This is a genomic window from Pseudomonas parafulva, from assembly GCF_000800255.1.
Classification (GTDB): domain Bacteria; phylum Pseudomonadota; class Gammaproteobacteria; order Pseudomonadales; family Pseudomonadaceae; genus Aquipseudomonas; species Aquipseudomonas boreofloridensis.
In genome coordinates this window covers 823,402-840,365 of record NZ_CP009747.1, presented here as the reverse complement: position 1 = coordinate 840,365, position 16,964 = coordinate 823,402, and the positions used below count along the sequence as shown (strand labels likewise).

Here is a 16,964-nt window from a genome sequence, read left to right as displayed (position 1 = left end):
GCAGCCCCGCTAGCGCGCATCAGCGCAATGAAGGCCCCTGAAGCCCCATGTACAGCGCAAGACGCTCAGCCACGCTGGCACCCATGCGCTTGGAGAAGCGATCGAAAGGCGATTCCTGCACGGTGAAGTCGACCAACTCTTTCTCGCCGACGACATCACGCGCCACATAGCTGGCGCTGCCCAGGCCATCGACCAACCCCAAAGCCTTGGCCTGCTCACCAGACCAGACCAAACCACTGAACAGCTCAGGGTGTTCCTTGTCCTTCAGGCGATCGCCACGACCTTGCTTGACCATCGCGATGAACTGATTGTGCGTGGTATCCAGCACACCTTGCCAGAACGCTGTTTCATCCGGCTTCTGCGGCGAGAACGGATCGAGGAACGCCTTGTGCTCGCCCGAGGTGTAAGCGCGACGCTCCACTCCCAGCTTCTCCATCGCCCCGACAAACCCGTAGCCTGCCGCCGTCACGCCGATCGAGCCCACCAGACTGGCCTTGTCGGCATAGATCTCATCAGCCGCACTGGCAATGTAGTACGCACCAGAGGCCCCTAGATCCGTGATCACCGCATACAGCTTGATCGCGGGGTACTCGGCGCGCAGGCGACGTATCTCGTCGTAGACATACCCTGCCTGCACCGGACTACCGCCCGGGCTGTTGATGCGCATCACCACCGCCTTGGTCTTGGCATCCTTGAATGCCTCCCGCAGGCTCTTGATGATGTTGTCGGCACTGGCAGCTTCCTGATCCGCGATGACCCCACGCACCTCGACCAGCGCCGTATGACTGGCACTGCGCGAGGCCGTGGACTCCATGTCCATGAAGGGCGAGAACAGGAACAGGATGCCGAACAGATAGATGAACGTCAGCAACTTGAAGAAGATCCCCCAACGCCGCGCACGCCGCTGCTCTTGAACACTGGCCAGGAGCGTCTTCTCCAGCAGCTTCCAGCTCTTGCGCTCTTCCTTGCCCTCGACTGCATCTTCGGATGCAGGCGCCTTCCACTCGTCAGCCATGCTCACCTACCTTGGAATTGGAGCGCGCAGCGCCAGCCAGCCACTCGCGCAATTGTGAAAAATGCTCGATGCACACCTGCGGCCCAAACTCGGCGAGCGCCTCAAGCGACATCGCGCCGTAGCCCACGGCCACCGAGTGCATGCCAGCATTGTTGGCCATCTGCAAATCGAATGCCGAATCCCCAACCATCAACGCCTCGCCCGCCTCGACCCGGCAATGCGCGAGAATTTCCTGAAGCATCAGCGGATGAGGCTTGCCACGGGTCTCGTCGGCAGCACGGGTGATATCGAAAAAGTCCTCCCAGCCATTGGCCTTGAGCACCCGATCCAGCCCTCGCCGCGCCTTGCCGGTGGCCACCGCCAGGCGATAGCCCTGCGCCCGAAAGACCTCCAGCGATTGCGCCACACCCTCGAACAACGGCGAAGGCTGCCGGTCGAGGTCGGTATAGATATCGGCATAATGCTGTCGAAAACGTGCCACTTCATTCGCGTCAAGGTGCGGATAGAGCACCGAGATCGCCTCATCCAGCGCCAGACCGATGATTCCCTTCACGGCAGCCTCGGCACTGGGGATCTCACCCGCGCGCTCAGCGGCGAGATTCATCGAATCGACAATACGGCCTATGGAGTCGGCCAGGGTGCCGTCCCAGTCGAAGATCAGCAATTCATAGGGTTTGCGCATGGCCGCTCAGCTTGCCCCCAGGCGTTCGACTGTCTTGGCCCACGCCTCATCGACGGGAGCCTCGAGCTTGAGCTCGCCGCCATCGGGCAGCGGCACCGTCAGCGCATAGGCGTGCAGGAACAGGCGCTTACCCCCCAGATCACGAATTTCGCGGGTGAAATCTTCATCGCCATATTTACTGTCGCCCGCGATCATGTGCCCGGCATGCAGGGTGTGGACACGGATCTGGTGCGTGCGCCCGGTGATCGGACGAGCCTCGACCAGCGTGGCGAACTCGCCGAAGCGACGTAACACACGGAACAGCGTCAGCGCTTCCTTGCCCTCGTCATTCACTTCGACCATGCGCTCGCCGGAACGCAGGTTGCTCTTCTGCAGAGGCGCATTGACCTGCTTCTTCGAGGTCGGCCAATGACCCCGCACCAAGGCCATGTAGCGCTTGTCCACGCCATCGCCGCGCAGCGCGGCATGCAGGTGGCGCAGCATGCTGCGTTTCTTGGCGATCATCAGCAGGCCTGAGGTATCGCGATCCAGACGGTGCACCAACTCCAGCTCCTTGGCGTCGGGGCGCAGCTGGCGCAGCGCCTCGATGACACCGAAGCTCAGACCGCTGCCGCCGTGCACGGCGATGCCAGCCGGCTTGTTCATCACGATCAGGGCCTTGTCTTCATAGACGATCGCCGCCTCCAGGCGCTGCAACAGCCCTGGCGCCACCGGCGCCGGCTCGTCGCGCTCGGGCAGACGCACGGGCGGCACGCGCACGATATCGCCGGCCTGCAGCTTGTACTCGGGCTTGATGCGCCCTTTGTTCACACGCACCTCACCCTTGCGCAGGATGCGATAGATAAGGGTCTTGGGCACGCCTTTGAGCGCGGTGATGAGGAAGTTGTCGATACGCTGGCCGGCAAGTTCCGGCGCGACTTCGATCAGCTGAACGCCGGAAGTCGGGGGATTATTGGTCGTCATCGCAGGATCATAACAATTTTTATGGAATTGAAGCACTTAATCATTGCTGCTATAGTCGCGAACGCCGCCCAAAGCGGTAGGCCAGTAACGCACGGTTTCGCACCGTCTCTGGCCAACGCAATTCTCGAGGACGCGAGGCCGTCCGACGGGGTGTGTGCCAGTTTACCGAGATGCCTGGAATCGCCACCAGCGCCGAGCAGAGAAGAACGAAAAAAACGACAAGTGCGGTGTTCCATCTCCCTCCTGTTCTTTTTCGCATGCCCCTGCCCCGCCTTGTCGCTTCCGTGCAGCGCCTGGCGAACACTTCGGAAACACCAGCCTTGGACATGAATGGCGTCAGCGCAGATACGGCGCTGGCGAAAAATGCAACCCGTTGCGGATTCAGCGCGCGGCAGCACCCGAATTATCAGGGATACGTGCAGGGTGGAGATGTACAGCCCGGACCGTGAAGCACGGCCGGCACCGGCCCACTGTATTGGCCCGGCGAGCGGAACCGGTGTTTGCAGACGCCCCAGAGGCGTCCACGGCCCTCGGCTGATTCCTCCTCCTGACTGAGTGCGATAGGCACCGCAGCAAACAGGACGCGTCGTCGCGACAACGGCAGGCTGGGCAACCGGCTGGTGCCGAACGTCGCTGGACACGGGGGTGGCATGCCACCCTTTGCGCACCTTGGCACCGACCATGAGACGTCGTGTGTGCCGAACGCCGTTTCCGGCAGCCCGGAAACCGACGGTACAACATGAAAAGAATGCTGATTAACGCGACTCAACCCGAAGAGTTGCGTGTAGCACTGGTGGATGGCCAACGCCTCTACGACCTGGACATCGAGTCCGGTGCCCGCGAGCAGAAAAAGGCCAACATCTACAAGGGCAAGATCACTCGCATCGAACCCAGCCTCGAAGCCGCTTTCGTCGACTTCGGCTCCGAACGTCACGGCTTCCTGCCGCTGAAGGAAATCTCCCGCGAGTACTTCAAGAAGGCCCCTGAAGGCCGTGTCAACATCAAGGAAGTCCTGAGCGAAGGCCAGGAAGTCATCGTCCAGGTCGAAAAAGAAGAGCGTGGCAACAAGGGTGCAGCCCTGACCACTTTCATCAGCCTCGCCGGCCGCTACCTGGTGCTGATGCCAAACAACCCACGCGCTGGCGGTATTTCTCGTCGCATCGAAGGCGAAGAACGCAACGAACTGCGCGAAGCCCTCAACGGCCTGACCGTACCGGGCGACATGGGCCTGATCGTGCGCACCGCTGGCCTTGGCCGCAGCAGCGAAGAAATGCAGTGGGACCTCGATTACCTGCTGCAACTGTGGACCGCCATCAAGGAAGCCTCCCTTGACCGCGCCGCGCCCTTCCTGATCTACCAGGAAAGCAACGTCATCATCCGCGCCATCCGCGATTACCTGCGCCAGGACATCGGTGAAGTGCTGATCGACAGCATCGATGCCCAGGAAGAAGCACTGACCTTCATCCGCCAGGTCATGCCGCAGTACGCCAGCAAGGTCAAGCTGTACGAAGACAGCGTCCCGCTGTTCAATCGCTTCCAGATCGAAAGCCAGATCGAAACTGCCTTCCAACGTGTGGTTGACCTGCCATCCGGCGGTTCCATCGTCATCGATCCGACCGAAGCACTGGTCTCGATCGACATCAACTCGGCGCGCGCCACCAAAGGCAGCGACATCGAGGAAACCGCCCTGCAGACCAACCTGGAAGCGGCCGAAGAAATCGCCCGCCAACTGCGTCTGCGTGACATCGGCGGCCTGATCGTCATCGACTTCATCGACATGACGCCAGCCAAGAATCAGCGCGCCGTCGAAGAACGTGTTCGCGAATGCCTGGAAGCCGACCGCGCCCGTGTACAGGTCGGCCGCATCTCGCGCTTCGGCCTGCTGGAGATGTCTCGCCAGCGCCTGCGCCCATCGCTGGGCGAGAGCAGCGGCATCGTCTGCCCCCGCTGCTCGGGCACCGGCATCATCCGCGACGTCGAATCCCTGTCGCTGGCCATCCTGCGCCTGATCGAGGAAGAAGCACTGAAGGACCGTACCGCCGAGGTGCGTGCCCAGGTGCCGATTCCGGTTGCCGCGTTCCTGCTCAACGAGAAGCGCAACTCGATCACCAAGATCGAACTGCGCACCCGTGCGCGCATCATCATCCTGCCCAACGATCATCTGGAAACCCCTCACTTCGAAGTCCAGCGCCTGCGCGACGACAACCCGGACGTGCTGACCAACCAATCCAGCTACGAGATCGCCACCAGCGAGACCGAAGAAGCGCCGCAACCCACCGCCACCCGTACACTGGTTCGCCAGGAAGCCGCCGTGAAGACTGCGCCGGCCCGCACCAACGCACCGACGCCGACCGTTAGCGAAGAGCAACCAAGCACGCCGACGCCTGCTCCAGCACACGTCGCCGTCCCGGAGCCGAGCCTGTTCAAGGGGTTGGTCAAGTCGCTGGTCAGCCTGTTCGCCGGGAAGGAAGAGCCCGTCGTCGCACCGGCCGCCACTGTGCAGAAACCTGCCACCGAGCGCACCGCGCGCAACGAAGAGCGCCGCAACGGTCGTCAGCAGAGCCGCAATCGTAACGGCCGTCGCGACGAAGAACGCAAGCCGCGTGAAGAGCGCAGCGAGCGCACCTCTCGTGAAGAGCGTCAGCCGCGCGAAGAGCGTGCCCCTCGTGAAGAACGCGCCCCTCGCGAAGAGCGCCAGTCGCGCCAACCGCGTGAAGATCGCCGTGGCAACCGCGAAGAGCGCGTGCGCGAACTGCGCGAGCCGCTGGATGCCACCCCTGCGGTGGCCCGTGAAGAGCGCGCCCCTCGTGAGGAGCGTGTGGCCCGTGAAGAGCGTGCGCCACGTGAAGAACGCGCATCACGTGAAGAACGCGCCCCTCGCGAAGAACGTGCCCCTCGCGAAGAACGCACACCGCGCGAAGAACGTGCTCCTCGCGAAGAACGTGTAACCCGTGAAGAGCGTGCTCCGCGAGAAGAGCACACTGCTGTGCGCGAAGAGCGTCCGGCCCGCGAAGAGCAGGCCGCACGTGAGGAGCGCCCAGCTCGCGAAGAGCGCGCACCGCGCGAGGAACGCCAACCACGCCAGCCGCGCGAAGAGCGTCAGCCACGCACTGCCGAACAAGCCGCCGAGACCAGCGAAGAGCAACTGCCTGACGAAGAGCACCTGCAGGACGATCAGGAAAGCACCGATGGCGAGCGCCCACGTCGTCGTTCGCGCGGTCAACGTCGTCGCAGCAATCGCCGCGAGCGCCAGCGCAACGCCAATGGCGAGTTGATCGAAGGCAGCGAGGAAGAAGGCAGCGAAGAGCAGCCAGCTCAGCAGCACAAGGCCACAGAACTGGGCGCCGAACTGGCTGCAGGCCTGGCGGTAACTGCCGCTGTGGCTACCAGCGCGGTCAGCGCCAATGCCGAAGCCCAGGCCAATGAGCAAGCCGAGCGCGCGACTGCCGCTGTCGCCGAGACCGAGCAGCACGAAGCAGCTCAACCCGTCGAGCAGACTCAGGTGCAGGCGCAGCCGGCTGAGGTCAAGGCTGAGGTCAAGGCTGAGGACGTTACTATTGCGCCAGTCGTTGAACAGCCGTTCAGCGAGCCTGTCGCAGTGGTTGAGCCGAGCGTCGAGCCAGTTGTCGAGGTCGTCCCTGAACCGGTAGCACACATCGCTGCCAGCGAGCCGGAAACGGCTGCTGAGACGCCAGCCCTTGAAGCACCGGCCGTGGAAGTGGTCGCCGCTGAGAAGGCCCCGGTCATCGAAAGCAAGGAAGTGCCCGCGTCCTCCGTCGAGGCTGCAACGGTCGAACCGGTTGCGGTCGAGCCCGAAGTCGAGACTTCCGCTGCTACCCCTGCCGCGCCTGCAGTTGCCGAAGAGCCCGCTCCTGCCGTAGCCGAAACGGCAGTGGTCGAAGAGCCAGCCGTGGCGCCAGCCTCGACTGTCATGCTGTCGAACGGTCGTGCACCGAACGATCCGCGTGAGGTACGTCGCCGCAAACGCGAGGCTGAAGCCGCTGCGGCCGCCGCTGCACCCGCACTGGAAACCTCCGAGAATGAGCACAAGCCTCACCACGGTTGATTCAGCCTGCTGAATGAAAAGGCCCCGCCAGTGCGAACTGGCGGGGCCTTTTCTTATTCAACGTTCCAGCACGAGAGGTAGCCGTGGCTTAGTAGACGTTGGGTTCCATTTCCAGCGCCACACCGAAGCGCTCGAGGATATCAGCCTGGATTCGCTGGGCCAGATCCTGCATCTGAGCGCCCGAGGCCAGACCGTGATTGACCAGCACCAGCGATTGCAAACGGTGCACGCCTGCGTCACCTTCGCGATGGCCTTTCCATCCCGCTTGCTCGATCAACCAGCCCGCCGCCAGTTTCACCCCACCGTCAGCCTGTGGATAAGCCACAAGATTCGGATAATGCGTGCGAATCTGCTCAGCCAAGGCAACTGAAACGACAGGATTTTTGAAAAAGCTGCCGGCATTGCCCAACTCAGCAGGGTCCGGCAGCTTCTCACGGCGAATGCTGCTGATCGCATCGCTGATAGCCTGCGCCGTCACCGCTTCGATGCCCTGCTCCTGCAGCCGCTGGCGCACCGGCCCGTAATCCAGGTGCGCGCTCAGCGTGCGACTGAGCAGAAAACGAACACGCAGAATCAACCAGCGGCCTGGGTTACGCTTGAACACACTGTCTCGATAGCCGAACGCACAGTGTTCGAGCGTGAACTCACACAACTCGCCGGTCTGTCGATCCAGGGCCGTCAAACCCGCGAAGACGTCCTTGATCTCCACCCCATAGGCGCCGACGTTCTGCATGGGAGCAGCGCCAACCGTACCCGGAATCAGGCTCAGGTTTTCCAGACCGCATAGCCCTTGGGCCAAGCTCCACTGGACGAATGGATGCCAAGGCTCACCGGCCTCGGCCTCGACGACGACCCGTTCGCCATCGTCGCTACAGATCCGTCGACCACGGCTGGCCATGTGCAGTACCAAGGCGTCGACGTCGCGAGTGAACAGCATGTTGCTGCCACCGCCGATGACCAGCACCGGGATCTGTCGCTGGATAGCACTCTCCAAGGCCGAACGCACCTGCGCGTCGTTGTGGGCCTGTGCCAGCCACCGCGCCTTGACGTCGATGCCAAAGGTATTGAACGGCTTGAGCGACGCATGCTCCTGCCACTGCATCGTCATATCCGCCCCTTGATATCCACCACCAGTTCACGGCACGCGGCCTCGATCAAGTCGAGGACCTGCTCGAAACCCTCGGCGCCGCGGTAATAGGGGTCCGGCACTTCATCCAGCGCGGCGCCGTAGCGGCGCAGAAAGAGATCAAGCTCACCACTCGTACCGCTCGGACGCAGGGCCTGCAAGTCGCGCAGGTTGCTGTTGTCCATGGCCAGGATCAGGTCGTACTCGCTGAAATGGGACGCCTTGACCTGCTGGGCGCGCTGCGCACTGAGATCATAGCCGCGCGCCCGGGCAGCTGCGCAGGTGCGGCTGTCGGGGGGGTTACCCACGTGCCAGTCGCCGGTGCCGGCCGAGGCCACTTGCACGCGGTCAGCAAGCCCGGCAGCCTGCAACTGCTGGCGCAGCACGCCCTCAGCGGTCGGCGACCGGCAGATATTGCCCAGGCAGACGAACAAGATACGCATCATACCTCCAGCAAGCGCCGCACGCGCTCAAGGTCTTCGGCCGTATCGACACCGACGGCCGGGGCCTCCAGCGCATCGGCCACGTGGATACGCACCCCATGCCAAAGCGCACGCAGTTGCTCCAGCGATTCAGTCTGCTCGAGCCAGCAAGGCCCCCAGCCGACGAAATCCTGAAGGAAGCTCACCCGATAGGCATACATGCCGATGTGTCGGCGATAGGGCACGTCATGGGGCAGTTGCTCACGATCACGGGCGAACGCTTCGCGCGCCCAGGGCAGTGGTGCCCGGCTGAACGTCAGGGCCAGCCCGTGCTTGTCGCTGACCACCTTGACAGCGTTGGGATTGAATACGGTCTGCGGCTCGTCGATCGGCTCGGCGAGGGTTGCGATGCCCGCTTCCGGATGAGCTGCCAGATTGACCGCCACCTGGTCGATGATCGAAGGCGGAATCAACGGCTCGTCACCCTGCACATTGACCACAATGGCTTCTGCGGGCAATCCCAAATGGGCGGCGACCTCGGCCAGTCGGTCGGTACCGGACTCATGGTCGGCGCGGGTCAGCAGCACTTCAGCGCCAAACGCCTGGCACGCCTGGACGATACTGGTGTCGTCGGTCGCAATCACCACACGGCTGGCGCTGCTCTTGCAGGCCTGCTCCCAGACATGCTGCACCATCGGTTTACCGGCAATCGGCAGCAGTGGCTTGCCAGGCAGACGGGTGGAGTGCAGTCGCGCGGGAATAACGACCGTGAACGTCACACTCATTTGTCCAGACGCTCATCGTCAGTCAAAGTGCGCGCTTCACTTTCCAACATCACCGGGATGCCCTCGCGGATCGGATAGGCCAGGCCAGCAGCCTTGCTGATCAGTTCGGTCTTGTCGGCACTGAGCTTGAGCGGACTCTTGGTGATCGGGCAGGCCAGGATATCTAGCAGTTTGGTGTCCATGAGGGTGTCCTAGAGGCCGGAGGCCGAAAGAATGAAAGGGGTCAAGGCAACAGGCGGTCGAGTTGCCGATCGAACCAAGCGACGAACGCGCAAGAAGGTTCGGCATCGACAGCCAGATACCACCAGTCGTCACTTGCGAAATCTCGACATTTCACCGCATCCTTTTCTGTCATGACCAACGGCAACGCGGGTGTGAACCTGAGGTTCTGCGCGCTGAACTGAGCATGATCGGCAAACGGATGAGGTACGGGCTGCCAGTCTAGTCCCAGCAGCGTATTGAAGAAACGTTGGGGATTACCGATGCCGGCCACGGCATGGACAGCTTGCCCGGGAGGGAAGTAATCGAGCGCGCGCCGCTCACCAGTGCGCAGATTGACCAGGGCACTGGGGCGCAAGGCGAAGGCGAAACCACCTTCGGGATCGGACGAAGCACCGTTGTGCAGCACCGCATCGACCTGCGCCAGACGCTCAACAGGCTCACGCAAGGGGCCGGCCGGCAGGCAACGACCATTGCCCAAGCCGCGTGCTGCATCGATCAGCACCAGTTCCAGGTCACGCGCCAGCCGGTAGTGCTGCATGCCATCATCGCAGAGCACCACGTCCAATGGCTCGCAGGCCAGCAGCGCCTGCACAGCGCGCGAACGGTCCGGGTCGATCATCAGCGGCACGCCTGTGCGCTGCACGATCAGCAGCGGTTCGTCTCCGGCCTGCGAGGCGTGTTGATCGGGCGTGACCTGCCACGGCAAGCTGGGCGGCGTGGCGCCATAGCCTCGACTGACCACACCGACCTTGAGCCCCTGGCGCCGACAATGCTCGATCAGCCACAGGATCATAGGCGTCTTGCCGGTACCGCCGACGGTGATGTTACCGACCACGATCACTGGCACCGGTGCACGGTAGCTGGGGCTTTGCCCTTGCAGAAAGCGCACACGCTTGCGGGTGACGACACACCGGTACAGCGCTTCGAGCGGGCGCAGCAGCGCCAACGCCGGATGCCCTTCGTACCAGGCGGCAAGCAAACGATCGGCGATGCTCATCAGGGTGTCCCCTGGGCCGCCTCGACGGTGGTCATGCGCAGATGGCTGAAGCCGAGCTTGCCGGCAGCGTCCATCGCCGTGATCACGGCCTGGTGCGGGGTCTTGCCATCCGCGCTGATGGCCAGTGGCAGGGTGTTGTCCCCGCCGGATTCGCGCTCGAGCGCCTCGGTCAAAGTGCCCAGATCGCTCTTGGGCAGCAGATGGTTGTTCACTGAATACACCCCATCGGCGCTGATGGTCACCTCAACCAGTTTGGCGTCATCGGCAACCGCCGGCGCGCCGTTGGCAGCTTCGGGCAGTTCCACGCGCAATTGCGTCTCGCGGGTGAAGGTAGTGGTGACTACGAAGAACAGCAGCAGGACGAACACCACATCGATCAGCGACGCCAGGTTGATGTCGACGTTTTCGCGCTGTCGATTACGCCGAAACTTCACGCATCGCCTCCGGCCACCTCGACCTCGCGGTCGCCTTGCAGCACTTCGACCAGTTTGATCGCTTCCTGCTCCATCCCAACGACCAGCTCATCGATGCGGCGCAACAGGAAACGATGGAAGAACACCGCGGGGATGCCCACCATCAGACCGGCTGCGGTGGTCACCAAGGCTTTGGAAATACCCCCAGCGAGCACGGCGGCATTGGCAGTCATCTGCGAGCCCATGAAGGCGCTGAAGATGTCGATCATGCCCAGCACTGTGCCAAGCAGACCGAGCAGAGGCGCCATGGCGGCGATGGTGCCGAGCGTGCTGATATAGCGCTCGAGCTCATGGATGACTCGGGAAGCGGCCTCTTCGATGCATTCCTTCATGATCTCTCGGCCATGGCGGGAGTTGGCCAGACCTGCCGCAAGAATCTCGCCCAGTGGAGAATCGGCACGCAGCGCCTTGAGCTTGTCGCTGGTCAACTGCTTGTCCTTGATCCACATCCATACCTGCCCCAGCAAATGGGAGGGCGCGACGCGGCTGGCACGCAGGGTCCACAGGCGCTCGACCACGATCGCCATGGCAGCGACGGAGCTCAGAATGATCGGCAGCATCATCCAGCCGCCAGACTTGACCAGTTCCCACACAGTAAGCATTCCCCCTGAAAATGGTCGCCACTCTACCATAGGCGCGCCAGACGCTCATCTGCCGGAGGTCAGGGCTTCCTCAGGTTGATTGAGCCAGTGCCGTTAAGGCAGGTTCAGGACGGTGGCCCGCGCCAGAAACGCCTCTGCAGACCAAGCCCCTCGACGTCGCCATGGGCACCCAGCGACAGGCGCAACGCGCCATGCAGAGCCGTATCATGCACGGTCAGACCATGCCGTCGATAGCGTTCGATCACTTGGGGATGAGGGTGACCGAACATGTTGTGTCGCCCTCGGGAAATCAATACGCCACGTGGCGCCGTTGCGCGCATGAACGGCTCGGTGGAGGAACTGCGGCTGCCGTGATGCGGTGACTGCAGCCAGTCGATGCGTGGCGATACGTTTTCTTTCAGCCAGACGCGCTCGGCGGCCGTCTCCATATCGCCAGCGAGCAGTAAGCGCTCGCCCTGAGCCTCGACCATCAATACACAGGAGCGGTCGTTGCTGCTCTTGCCCTGCGGCCAGTGCCACAGCGAGAAATGCACGCCGTCCCATTCCCAGCGCTCGCCGCTGGCGCACGCTTGCGCCTGCAGCGAGGCTGGCAGCGCCAGCGGCTCGCCTGCCAGCACGCGCGCGATCGGCAGTCCTCGATACACCGCCGCAGCACCGCCCGCGTGGTCGGCATGGGCATGACTGATCAACATCACATTGAGCTGATCGACACCGAGCTTGCGCAACGTTGGCAGTACCACGCTTTCCCCAAGATCGCTGAAACGGGTGGCTGGCCCGGCGTCGTAGAGCAGGCTGTGATGCCGCGTACGCAGCAGTACCGCCAGGCCTTGGCCGACGTCCAACTGCCAGATCTCTGCCTGTCCATGCGGGATGTGATCGCGGGGCGTCCATAGCGCCAGGAGCATCACCGCCCCCAGACCCTTGAGCGGCGCGCCGCGCGGTGACAGCAGCAGCAGCGCACCGGCACACACCAGGCTCCAACGCCACAGCGGCAAGGGACGAGGCAGCCACGCCGGTTGCCATTCGGCCAACAGGCCGAGCGTGCGGAACATGATGTCGATCAACCCGCCGGCCGCCCATAACAAACTCTCGCCGACGCCCGTCAGCGGTAACAAGGCCGTGCCGAGCAACGCCAGAGGTAAAACAGCCAGGCTGATCCAGGGCACGGCCAGCAGATTGACCAACGGTGCGCTGAGGCTGATCGGCAGGCCCAGCGCCAGCAATGCAGGCAGCAAACCGATCGCGATCACCCATTGCGCGCGACTCCAGGCTTGCCAAGGACGCCAGCGGCCCAGACGCCCACTGAAACAGTAGATCAAGGTGGCCACGGCAGTGAAGGACAACCAGAAACCTGGCAGCAGGCTTGCCAGTGGCTCGAGCAGCAGCACACCGGTCAGCGCCAGCAATAGCGGAAAGAAGGCGCCCAAGTGGCGAAAGCGCAGACGCCAGAGCAGCACCGTAGCCAGCATCAGGCAGGCACGCTGCACGGGCACTTGGAATCCAGCCAGCGCCCCGTAGCCCAACGCCGAAGCCATCGCCAGACCACACGCCCAAGGTAGCCACGGCCAGCGCCCAGGCCACACGCCTAGACGAGCCAAGCCGGCAATGACGCCGTAAATCAGCCCTGCCAGCAGACCGATGTGTTGTCCGGAAATAACCAGCAAATGCACGGTGCCAGTGGCCTGCAAGGTTTGCCAGTCCGTGCGCGTCAGGCCCGAGCCATCCCCCAGCAGCAAAGCCGCCAGCACCGATTCACGTCCGTGCGCATCCACTGCCAGCAGCCGCTGACGCAAGCGATCCCGCCATCCGCCTCGGACCGGCTCCAGTCTCTCGCCGGCCTTGACTGTTCCGGTGGCACCAATGCGACGAGCCAGAAACATCGCTTCGCGATCCGCACCATGGGGGTTGAGCAGACCGCTCGGCTGCCTGAGTGTCACCGCCAGTCGCCAGCGTTCACCCGCCCTGATCGTCGGGCCGCCGAACCAACTCAACTGGACGTGCCGAGGCAGCGCACCACGCCGCGACTGCGCATCCTCAAGGTCGAAGCGCACAGTGCCGCCGGAGTACGCCGGAAGCCCCACCACCCTGCCCTCCAACCACAAGGTGCGGCCATCCAGACCGCTGGCCAGGCGATCGTCCAGAGCCTGCTGCGCCGACCAGCAGGCCCAACACACGCCCAGCAACAGCCAGCCCAGCGGCCAGGCGCGGCTGCGCAGGCACAACAGCGCCAACAACGACAGAAGGAAAAGCCACCCGACCGATGGCAAGGCAGGCCACAAACCCAGGCTCAACAACCCGAGCACCAGCGCAAACATCCCTGTGCGCATAGAAATAGAGCTCCGCAAGCATCAACGCCCCTGCAGCCTAGGCGCCAATGCCCTCAGAGCTCACTCAATAATTGTCACAAACTCTGAACGAGATTGCGGTGAAATCGCGGCATACTCGCCCTACTCCAGCCCCGGGGGCCTACATGCCGCGCCGATTATTCAAACGCTACATGCCGGATCCGACCAGCATCAGGGAACACAAATCCTTACGCTTCTTCGGCCGATTACTTCATGACCCCAACCTCTGGCACCTGAACCGCCATTCGGTGGCTCGTGCCATGGGTGTCGGACTGTTCGCGGCGCTGATCCCCATTCCCATGCAAATGCTGCTGGCTGCAGCCTTGGCCATTCCCGTACGGGGCAACCTGCCCATTGCCGTGAGCTTGGTGTGGCTGACCAACCCGCTGACCATGCCACCGGTGTTCTTCGTCACTTACATGACCGGGGCCTGGCTGATGCAAGTGCCACCGCGCACGCTGCCAGACGAGCTGACTTTTCAGTGGATCACCGACCAGCTCTCCACCGTATGGCAGCCCTTCCTGCTGGGGTCGGTGGTATGCGGCGTACTTCTGGGCATCGCCGCCTACTTCAGCACACTGTTCTACTGGCGCTGGTGGGTCGGTCGCCAGTGGCGTCGGCGCAAGCTCAGAAGCTCACGCCCGCATGCCACGCCCACTGACCAGGAGTCGGATGCACAGTGCGTAGAGCAGTGCAGTGGCCACCACCATGAAGGTGATCGCGGTGCCAATGCTGATATCCGACACCCCTAGAATGCCGTAGCGGAACGAGTTGACCATGTGCAACACCGGGTTGGCCAGCGACACGGTCTGCCAGAACGGCGGCAACAGGTTGATCGAATAGAACACCCCGCCCAGGTAGGTCAGCGGTGTCAGCACAAAGGTCGGGATGATCGAAATGTCGTCGAAATTCCGTGCAAAAACCGCGTTGACGAAGCCCAGCAGCGAAAAGATCGTCGCGGTGAACAGCACCACCACAACCGTCACGCCCAGATGGTGAACCTGCAGATGGGTGAAGAACATCGACAGGATCGTCACGATCACGCCCACTGCCAGACCACGCAACACGCCACCCAGCACATAGCCCACCAGGATGGTATGCGGCGACACCGGCGAGACCATCAGCTCTTCGATGGAGCGTTGAAACTTACTGCCGAAGAAGCTCGACACCACGTTGCCATAAGAGTTGGTGATCACCGACATCATGATCAGCCCCGGCACGATGTACTCCATGTAGGTGAAGCCGCCCATGTCGCCGATCTGCCGGCCGATCAGGTTTCCGAAGATGACGAAGTACAAGACCATGGTGATGGCTGGCGGCAGCAGTGTTTGCGGCCAGATGCGCAGGAAACGACGTACTTCACGGTAGACGATGGTGTTGAGGGCGACCCAATTGGTCCGCAATTCGATGCTCATACCGCCACCTTCGAGAGGTTTTTTTCAACCAGGGACACGAACAACTCCTCGAGACGATTGGTCTTGTTACGCAAGCTTTGCACTTCGATGCGCTGCAACGCCAACTGACCGAAAAGCGCAGTGATACCAATGTCCTTGTCCACCTGCACTTCCAGCGTGTGTGGCGTGATCAGCCGGCACGGGTAACCTTGCAGGACCGGAGCGGCGATCAGATCCTGACGCAGGTCGAGCACGAAGGTTTCGACGTGCAGCTTGCCCAGCAACTGGCGCATGCTGGTGTTCTCGACGATGGTGCCGTGGTCGATGATGCCGATGTTGCGGCACAACTGCTCAGCCTCCTCCAAATAATGCGTGGTGAGGATGATGGTGATGCCTTTCTGGTTCAGTTCGGTGAGGAAGCTCCACATCGAGCGGCGCAACTCGATATCCACACCCGCCGTGGGCTCGTCGAGGATCAACAGGCGCGGCTCGTGGATCAATGCACGGGCGATCATCAGCCGGCGCTTCATGCCGCCGGACAGCGAACGCGACTGCACATCACGCTTGTCCCACAGCCCCAACTGAGTGAGGTACTGCTCGGCCCGCTCCTTGGCCAGCTTCGGCGGGATGCCGTAGTAACCGGCCTGGGTCACGACAATGTCGAAGGTCTTCTCGAACTGGTTGAAGTTGAACTCCTGAGGCACAACACCGATGCTGCGCTTGAGCGCGGCAGGCTGGCGGTCCAGATCGTGGCCGAAGACATTCACTATGCCGCTGGTCTTGTTAACCAGCGTCGAGAGAATGCCGATCGTAGTGGATTTTCCGGCACCGTTGGGGCCGAGCAAGGCGAAGAAGTCGCCTTCGGCAACTTCCAGATCGATGCCCTTGAGGGCCTGGAAGCCGTTGCCGTAGGTCTTGGTCAACTGTCGGATGGACAGAGCAGAACTCATAGCAGATCACGTACCGAAAAAAGGGTTCGGAACACGCCGACTTGAAGCGCCAGCGCAGTAGAGGGTGCGGCCATGGTGCAAGGCCTGACCGCACAAGTACAGTCATGCGTATCGATAGTGACTATCGAAGCACTTGGAGTGTTCGATCAGGTCAAGGCCGTCATAACAGCTGTCTGGTAAGACGGCCGCACTTTCAACCGTTCGTACCAGGCCTCAAGGTGAGGCATCTCTGGACGTTCGATGGGCAACTCGAACCAGGCGTAGGCGAAACTGCCCAAGGGAACATCGCCCATACCAATGTGCTCACCGGTCAAATAGGGTTGCGTCGCCAGAGCCTGGTCAGCAATGGACAGCAACTGTGCGCAGTGCTTGTGCGCCGCGTTGATGGCGACCCAGTCGCGTTGCTCTTCGGGGGTGCGTAGCAACCCCCAGAACAGAGGTCTGAATGGCGCAGCGAGGGATGAAGTCGTCCAATCCATCCATTTGTCTGCCTGAGCGCGTTGACGCGGCTGATCCAAGTACCAACCCTGCTTGCTGCCATATTCAGCACAGAGATAACGCACGATGGCGTTGGACTCCCACAGTATCAGTTCATCGTCTTCGAGCATTGGCACCAGGCCGTTAGGGTTACGCTGGCGATAGTAGGGTTCGTCGACCATGCCAAACGCGCCGCCAGCGTCGATCAAATCGAACGACAGGCCCAGTTCGTGCGCGACCCACAACACCTTGCGCACGTTGCTGGAATTCTTGCGACCCCATATCTTGATCATCACCACGTCCTCAGGAAGGCAGAGCCGACCAGTTTACTCCTTGTGCCTGACCTCTGTACCGGCAGCGGGCTCCTCTGAAACTCCTGTAGCCATACCCTGTCACTGTTCAGAGCGAGTCTTCCTGCGCAGCGCGTCTATGCTTGCGGGGATAC

Annotated in this window: 16 protein-coding genes; 2 read left to right on the top strand and 14 right to left on the bottom strand. The window is 62.3% G+C overall.

Annotated elements, in window-relative coordinates; translation table 11 throughout:
• Positions 1-19: 19 nt before the first annotated feature.
• From NJ69_RS03720 to rluC, 3 genes are read right to left on the bottom strand one after another with little or no spacing between them, the layout of a single operon-like run.
• Positions 20-1,015: a S49 family peptidase gene (locus NJ69_RS03720; protein ID WP_039576293.1), complete on the bottom strand. Its 996-nt coding sequence runs from the start codon at positions 1,013-1,015 to the stop codon at positions 20-22.
• Entirely contained in the window at positions 1,008-1,697 is a 690-nt protein-coding gene (locus NJ69_RS03715; RefSeq protein ID WP_039576291.1) for an HAD family hydrolase, read from the bottom strand. Before NJ69_RS03715 ends, NJ69_RS03720 begins: the two co-directional genes overlap by 8 nt.
• A gap of 6 nt (positions 1,698-1,703) precedes the next feature.
• A complete protein-coding gene (gene rluC, locus NJ69_RS03710) occupies positions 1,704-2,660 on the bottom strand; it encodes a 23S rRNA pseudouridine(955/2504/2580) synthase RluC (RefSeq protein ID WP_039576290.1) in 957 nt (318 codons plus the stop codon).
• 739 nt (positions 2,661-3,399) lie between these two features.
• On the opposite strand from rluC, the gene rne reads away from it, so the two are divergent.
• On the top strand, positions 3,400-6,726 hold the full coding sequence (gene rne, locus NJ69_RS03705) for a ribonuclease E (RefSeq protein WP_039576288.1): 3,327 nt from the start codon (positions 3,400-3,402) through the stop codon (positions 6,724-6,726).
• An 88-nt stretch (positions 6,727-6,814) separates the two neighbouring features.
• Here rne and murB read toward each other — a convergent pair whose 3' ends face one another.
• The 8 genes from murB to NJ69_RS03665 form a co-directional block, all read right to left on the bottom strand.
• Complete coding sequence (gene murB, locus NJ69_RS03700; RefSeq protein ID WP_039576286.1) at positions 6,815-7,834, bottom strand: UDP-N-acetylmuramate dehydrogenase; 1,020 nt, start codon at positions 7,832-7,834, stop codon at positions 6,815-6,817.
• A complete protein-coding gene (locus tag NJ69_RS03695; RefSeq protein WP_029612983.1) occupies positions 7,831-8,295 on the bottom strand; it encodes a low molecular weight protein-tyrosine-phosphatase in 465 nt (154 codons plus the stop codon). The genes murB and NJ69_RS03695 overlap by 4 nt, the downstream gene beginning before the upstream one ends.
• Positions 8,295-9,059: a 3-deoxy-manno-octulosonate cytidylyltransferase gene (gene kdsB / locus NJ69_RS03690; RefSeq protein ID WP_029612981.1), complete on the bottom strand. Its 765-nt coding sequence runs from the start codon at positions 9,057-9,059 to the stop codon at positions 8,295-8,297. Before kdsB ends, NJ69_RS03695 begins: the two co-directional genes overlap by 1 nt.
• Positions 9,056-9,241, bottom strand: coding sequence for a Trm112 family protein (locus NJ69_RS03685; RefSeq protein WP_029612980.1), 186 nt, complete (start codon positions 9,239-9,241; stop codon positions 9,056-9,058). The genes kdsB and NJ69_RS03685 overlap by 4 nt, the downstream gene beginning before the upstream one ends.
• A gap of 41 nt (positions 9,242-9,282) precedes the next feature.
• Positions 9,283-10,278 carry a tetraacyldisaccharide 4'-kinase gene (gene lpxK, locus NJ69_RS03680; RefSeq protein WP_029612979.1) on the bottom strand — a complete coding sequence of 332 codons (996 nt, stop codon included), beginning with the start codon at positions 10,276-10,278 and terminating at the stop codon, positions 9,283-9,285.
• Complete coding sequence (locus tag NJ69_RS03675) at positions 10,278-10,712, bottom strand: ExbD/TolR family protein (RefSeq protein WP_039576284.1); 435 nt, start codon at positions 10,710-10,712, stop codon at positions 10,278-10,280. The genes lpxK and NJ69_RS03675 overlap by 1 nt, the downstream gene beginning before the upstream one ends.
• The gene (locus NJ69_RS03670) at positions 10,709-11,344 is read right to left on the bottom strand and encodes a MotA/TolQ/ExbB proton channel family protein (RefSeq protein ID WP_029612977.1); all 636 of its coding nucleotides are present in this window, start codon (positions 11,342-11,344) and stop codon (positions 10,709-10,711) included. Before NJ69_RS03670 ends, NJ69_RS03675 begins: the two co-directional genes overlap by 4 nt.
• Positions 11,345-11,457: 113 nt before the next feature.
• Positions 11,458-13,680, bottom strand: a complete 2,223-nt coding sequence (locus NJ69_RS03665) for a DNA internalization-related competence protein ComEC/Rec2 (protein WP_039576282.1) — start codon at positions 13,678-13,680, stop codon at positions 11,458-11,460.
• Between the two features lie 143 nt (positions 13,681-13,823).
• Between NJ69_RS03665 and NJ69_RS22270 the strand changes: the two genes are divergently transcribed.
• Positions 13,824-14,450, top strand: a complete 627-nt coding sequence (locus tag NJ69_RS22270) for a DUF2062 domain-containing protein (RefSeq protein WP_116887815.1) — start codon at positions 13,824-13,826, stop codon at positions 14,448-14,450.
• On the opposite strand, the gene NJ69_RS03660 is transcribed toward NJ69_RS22270, so the two are convergent.
• The 3 genes from NJ69_RS03660 to NJ69_RS03650 all read right to left on the bottom strand — a co-directional run bounded on the left by NJ69_RS03660 (position 14,334) and on the right by NJ69_RS03650 (position 16,812).
• Positions 14,334-15,113, bottom strand: coding sequence for an ABC transporter permease (locus NJ69_RS03660; RefSeq protein WP_029612976.1), 780 nt, complete (start codon positions 15,111-15,113; stop codon positions 14,334-14,336). The genes NJ69_RS22270 and NJ69_RS03660 overlap by 117 nt on opposite strands.
• Positions 15,110-16,042: an ABC transporter ATP-binding protein gene (locus NJ69_RS03655; RefSeq protein WP_039576280.1), complete on the bottom strand. Its 933-nt coding sequence runs from the start codon at positions 16,040-16,042 to the stop codon at positions 15,110-15,112. The genes NJ69_RS03660 and NJ69_RS03655 overlap by 4 nt, the downstream gene beginning before the upstream one ends.
• A gap of 146 nt (positions 16,043-16,188) precedes the next feature.
• The gene (locus NJ69_RS03650; protein WP_039576279.1) at positions 16,189-16,812 is read right to left on the bottom strand and encodes a glutathione S-transferase; all 624 of its coding nucleotides are present in this window, start codon (positions 16,810-16,812) and stop codon (positions 16,189-16,191) included.
• Positions 16,813-16,964 lie beyond the last annotated feature (152 nt).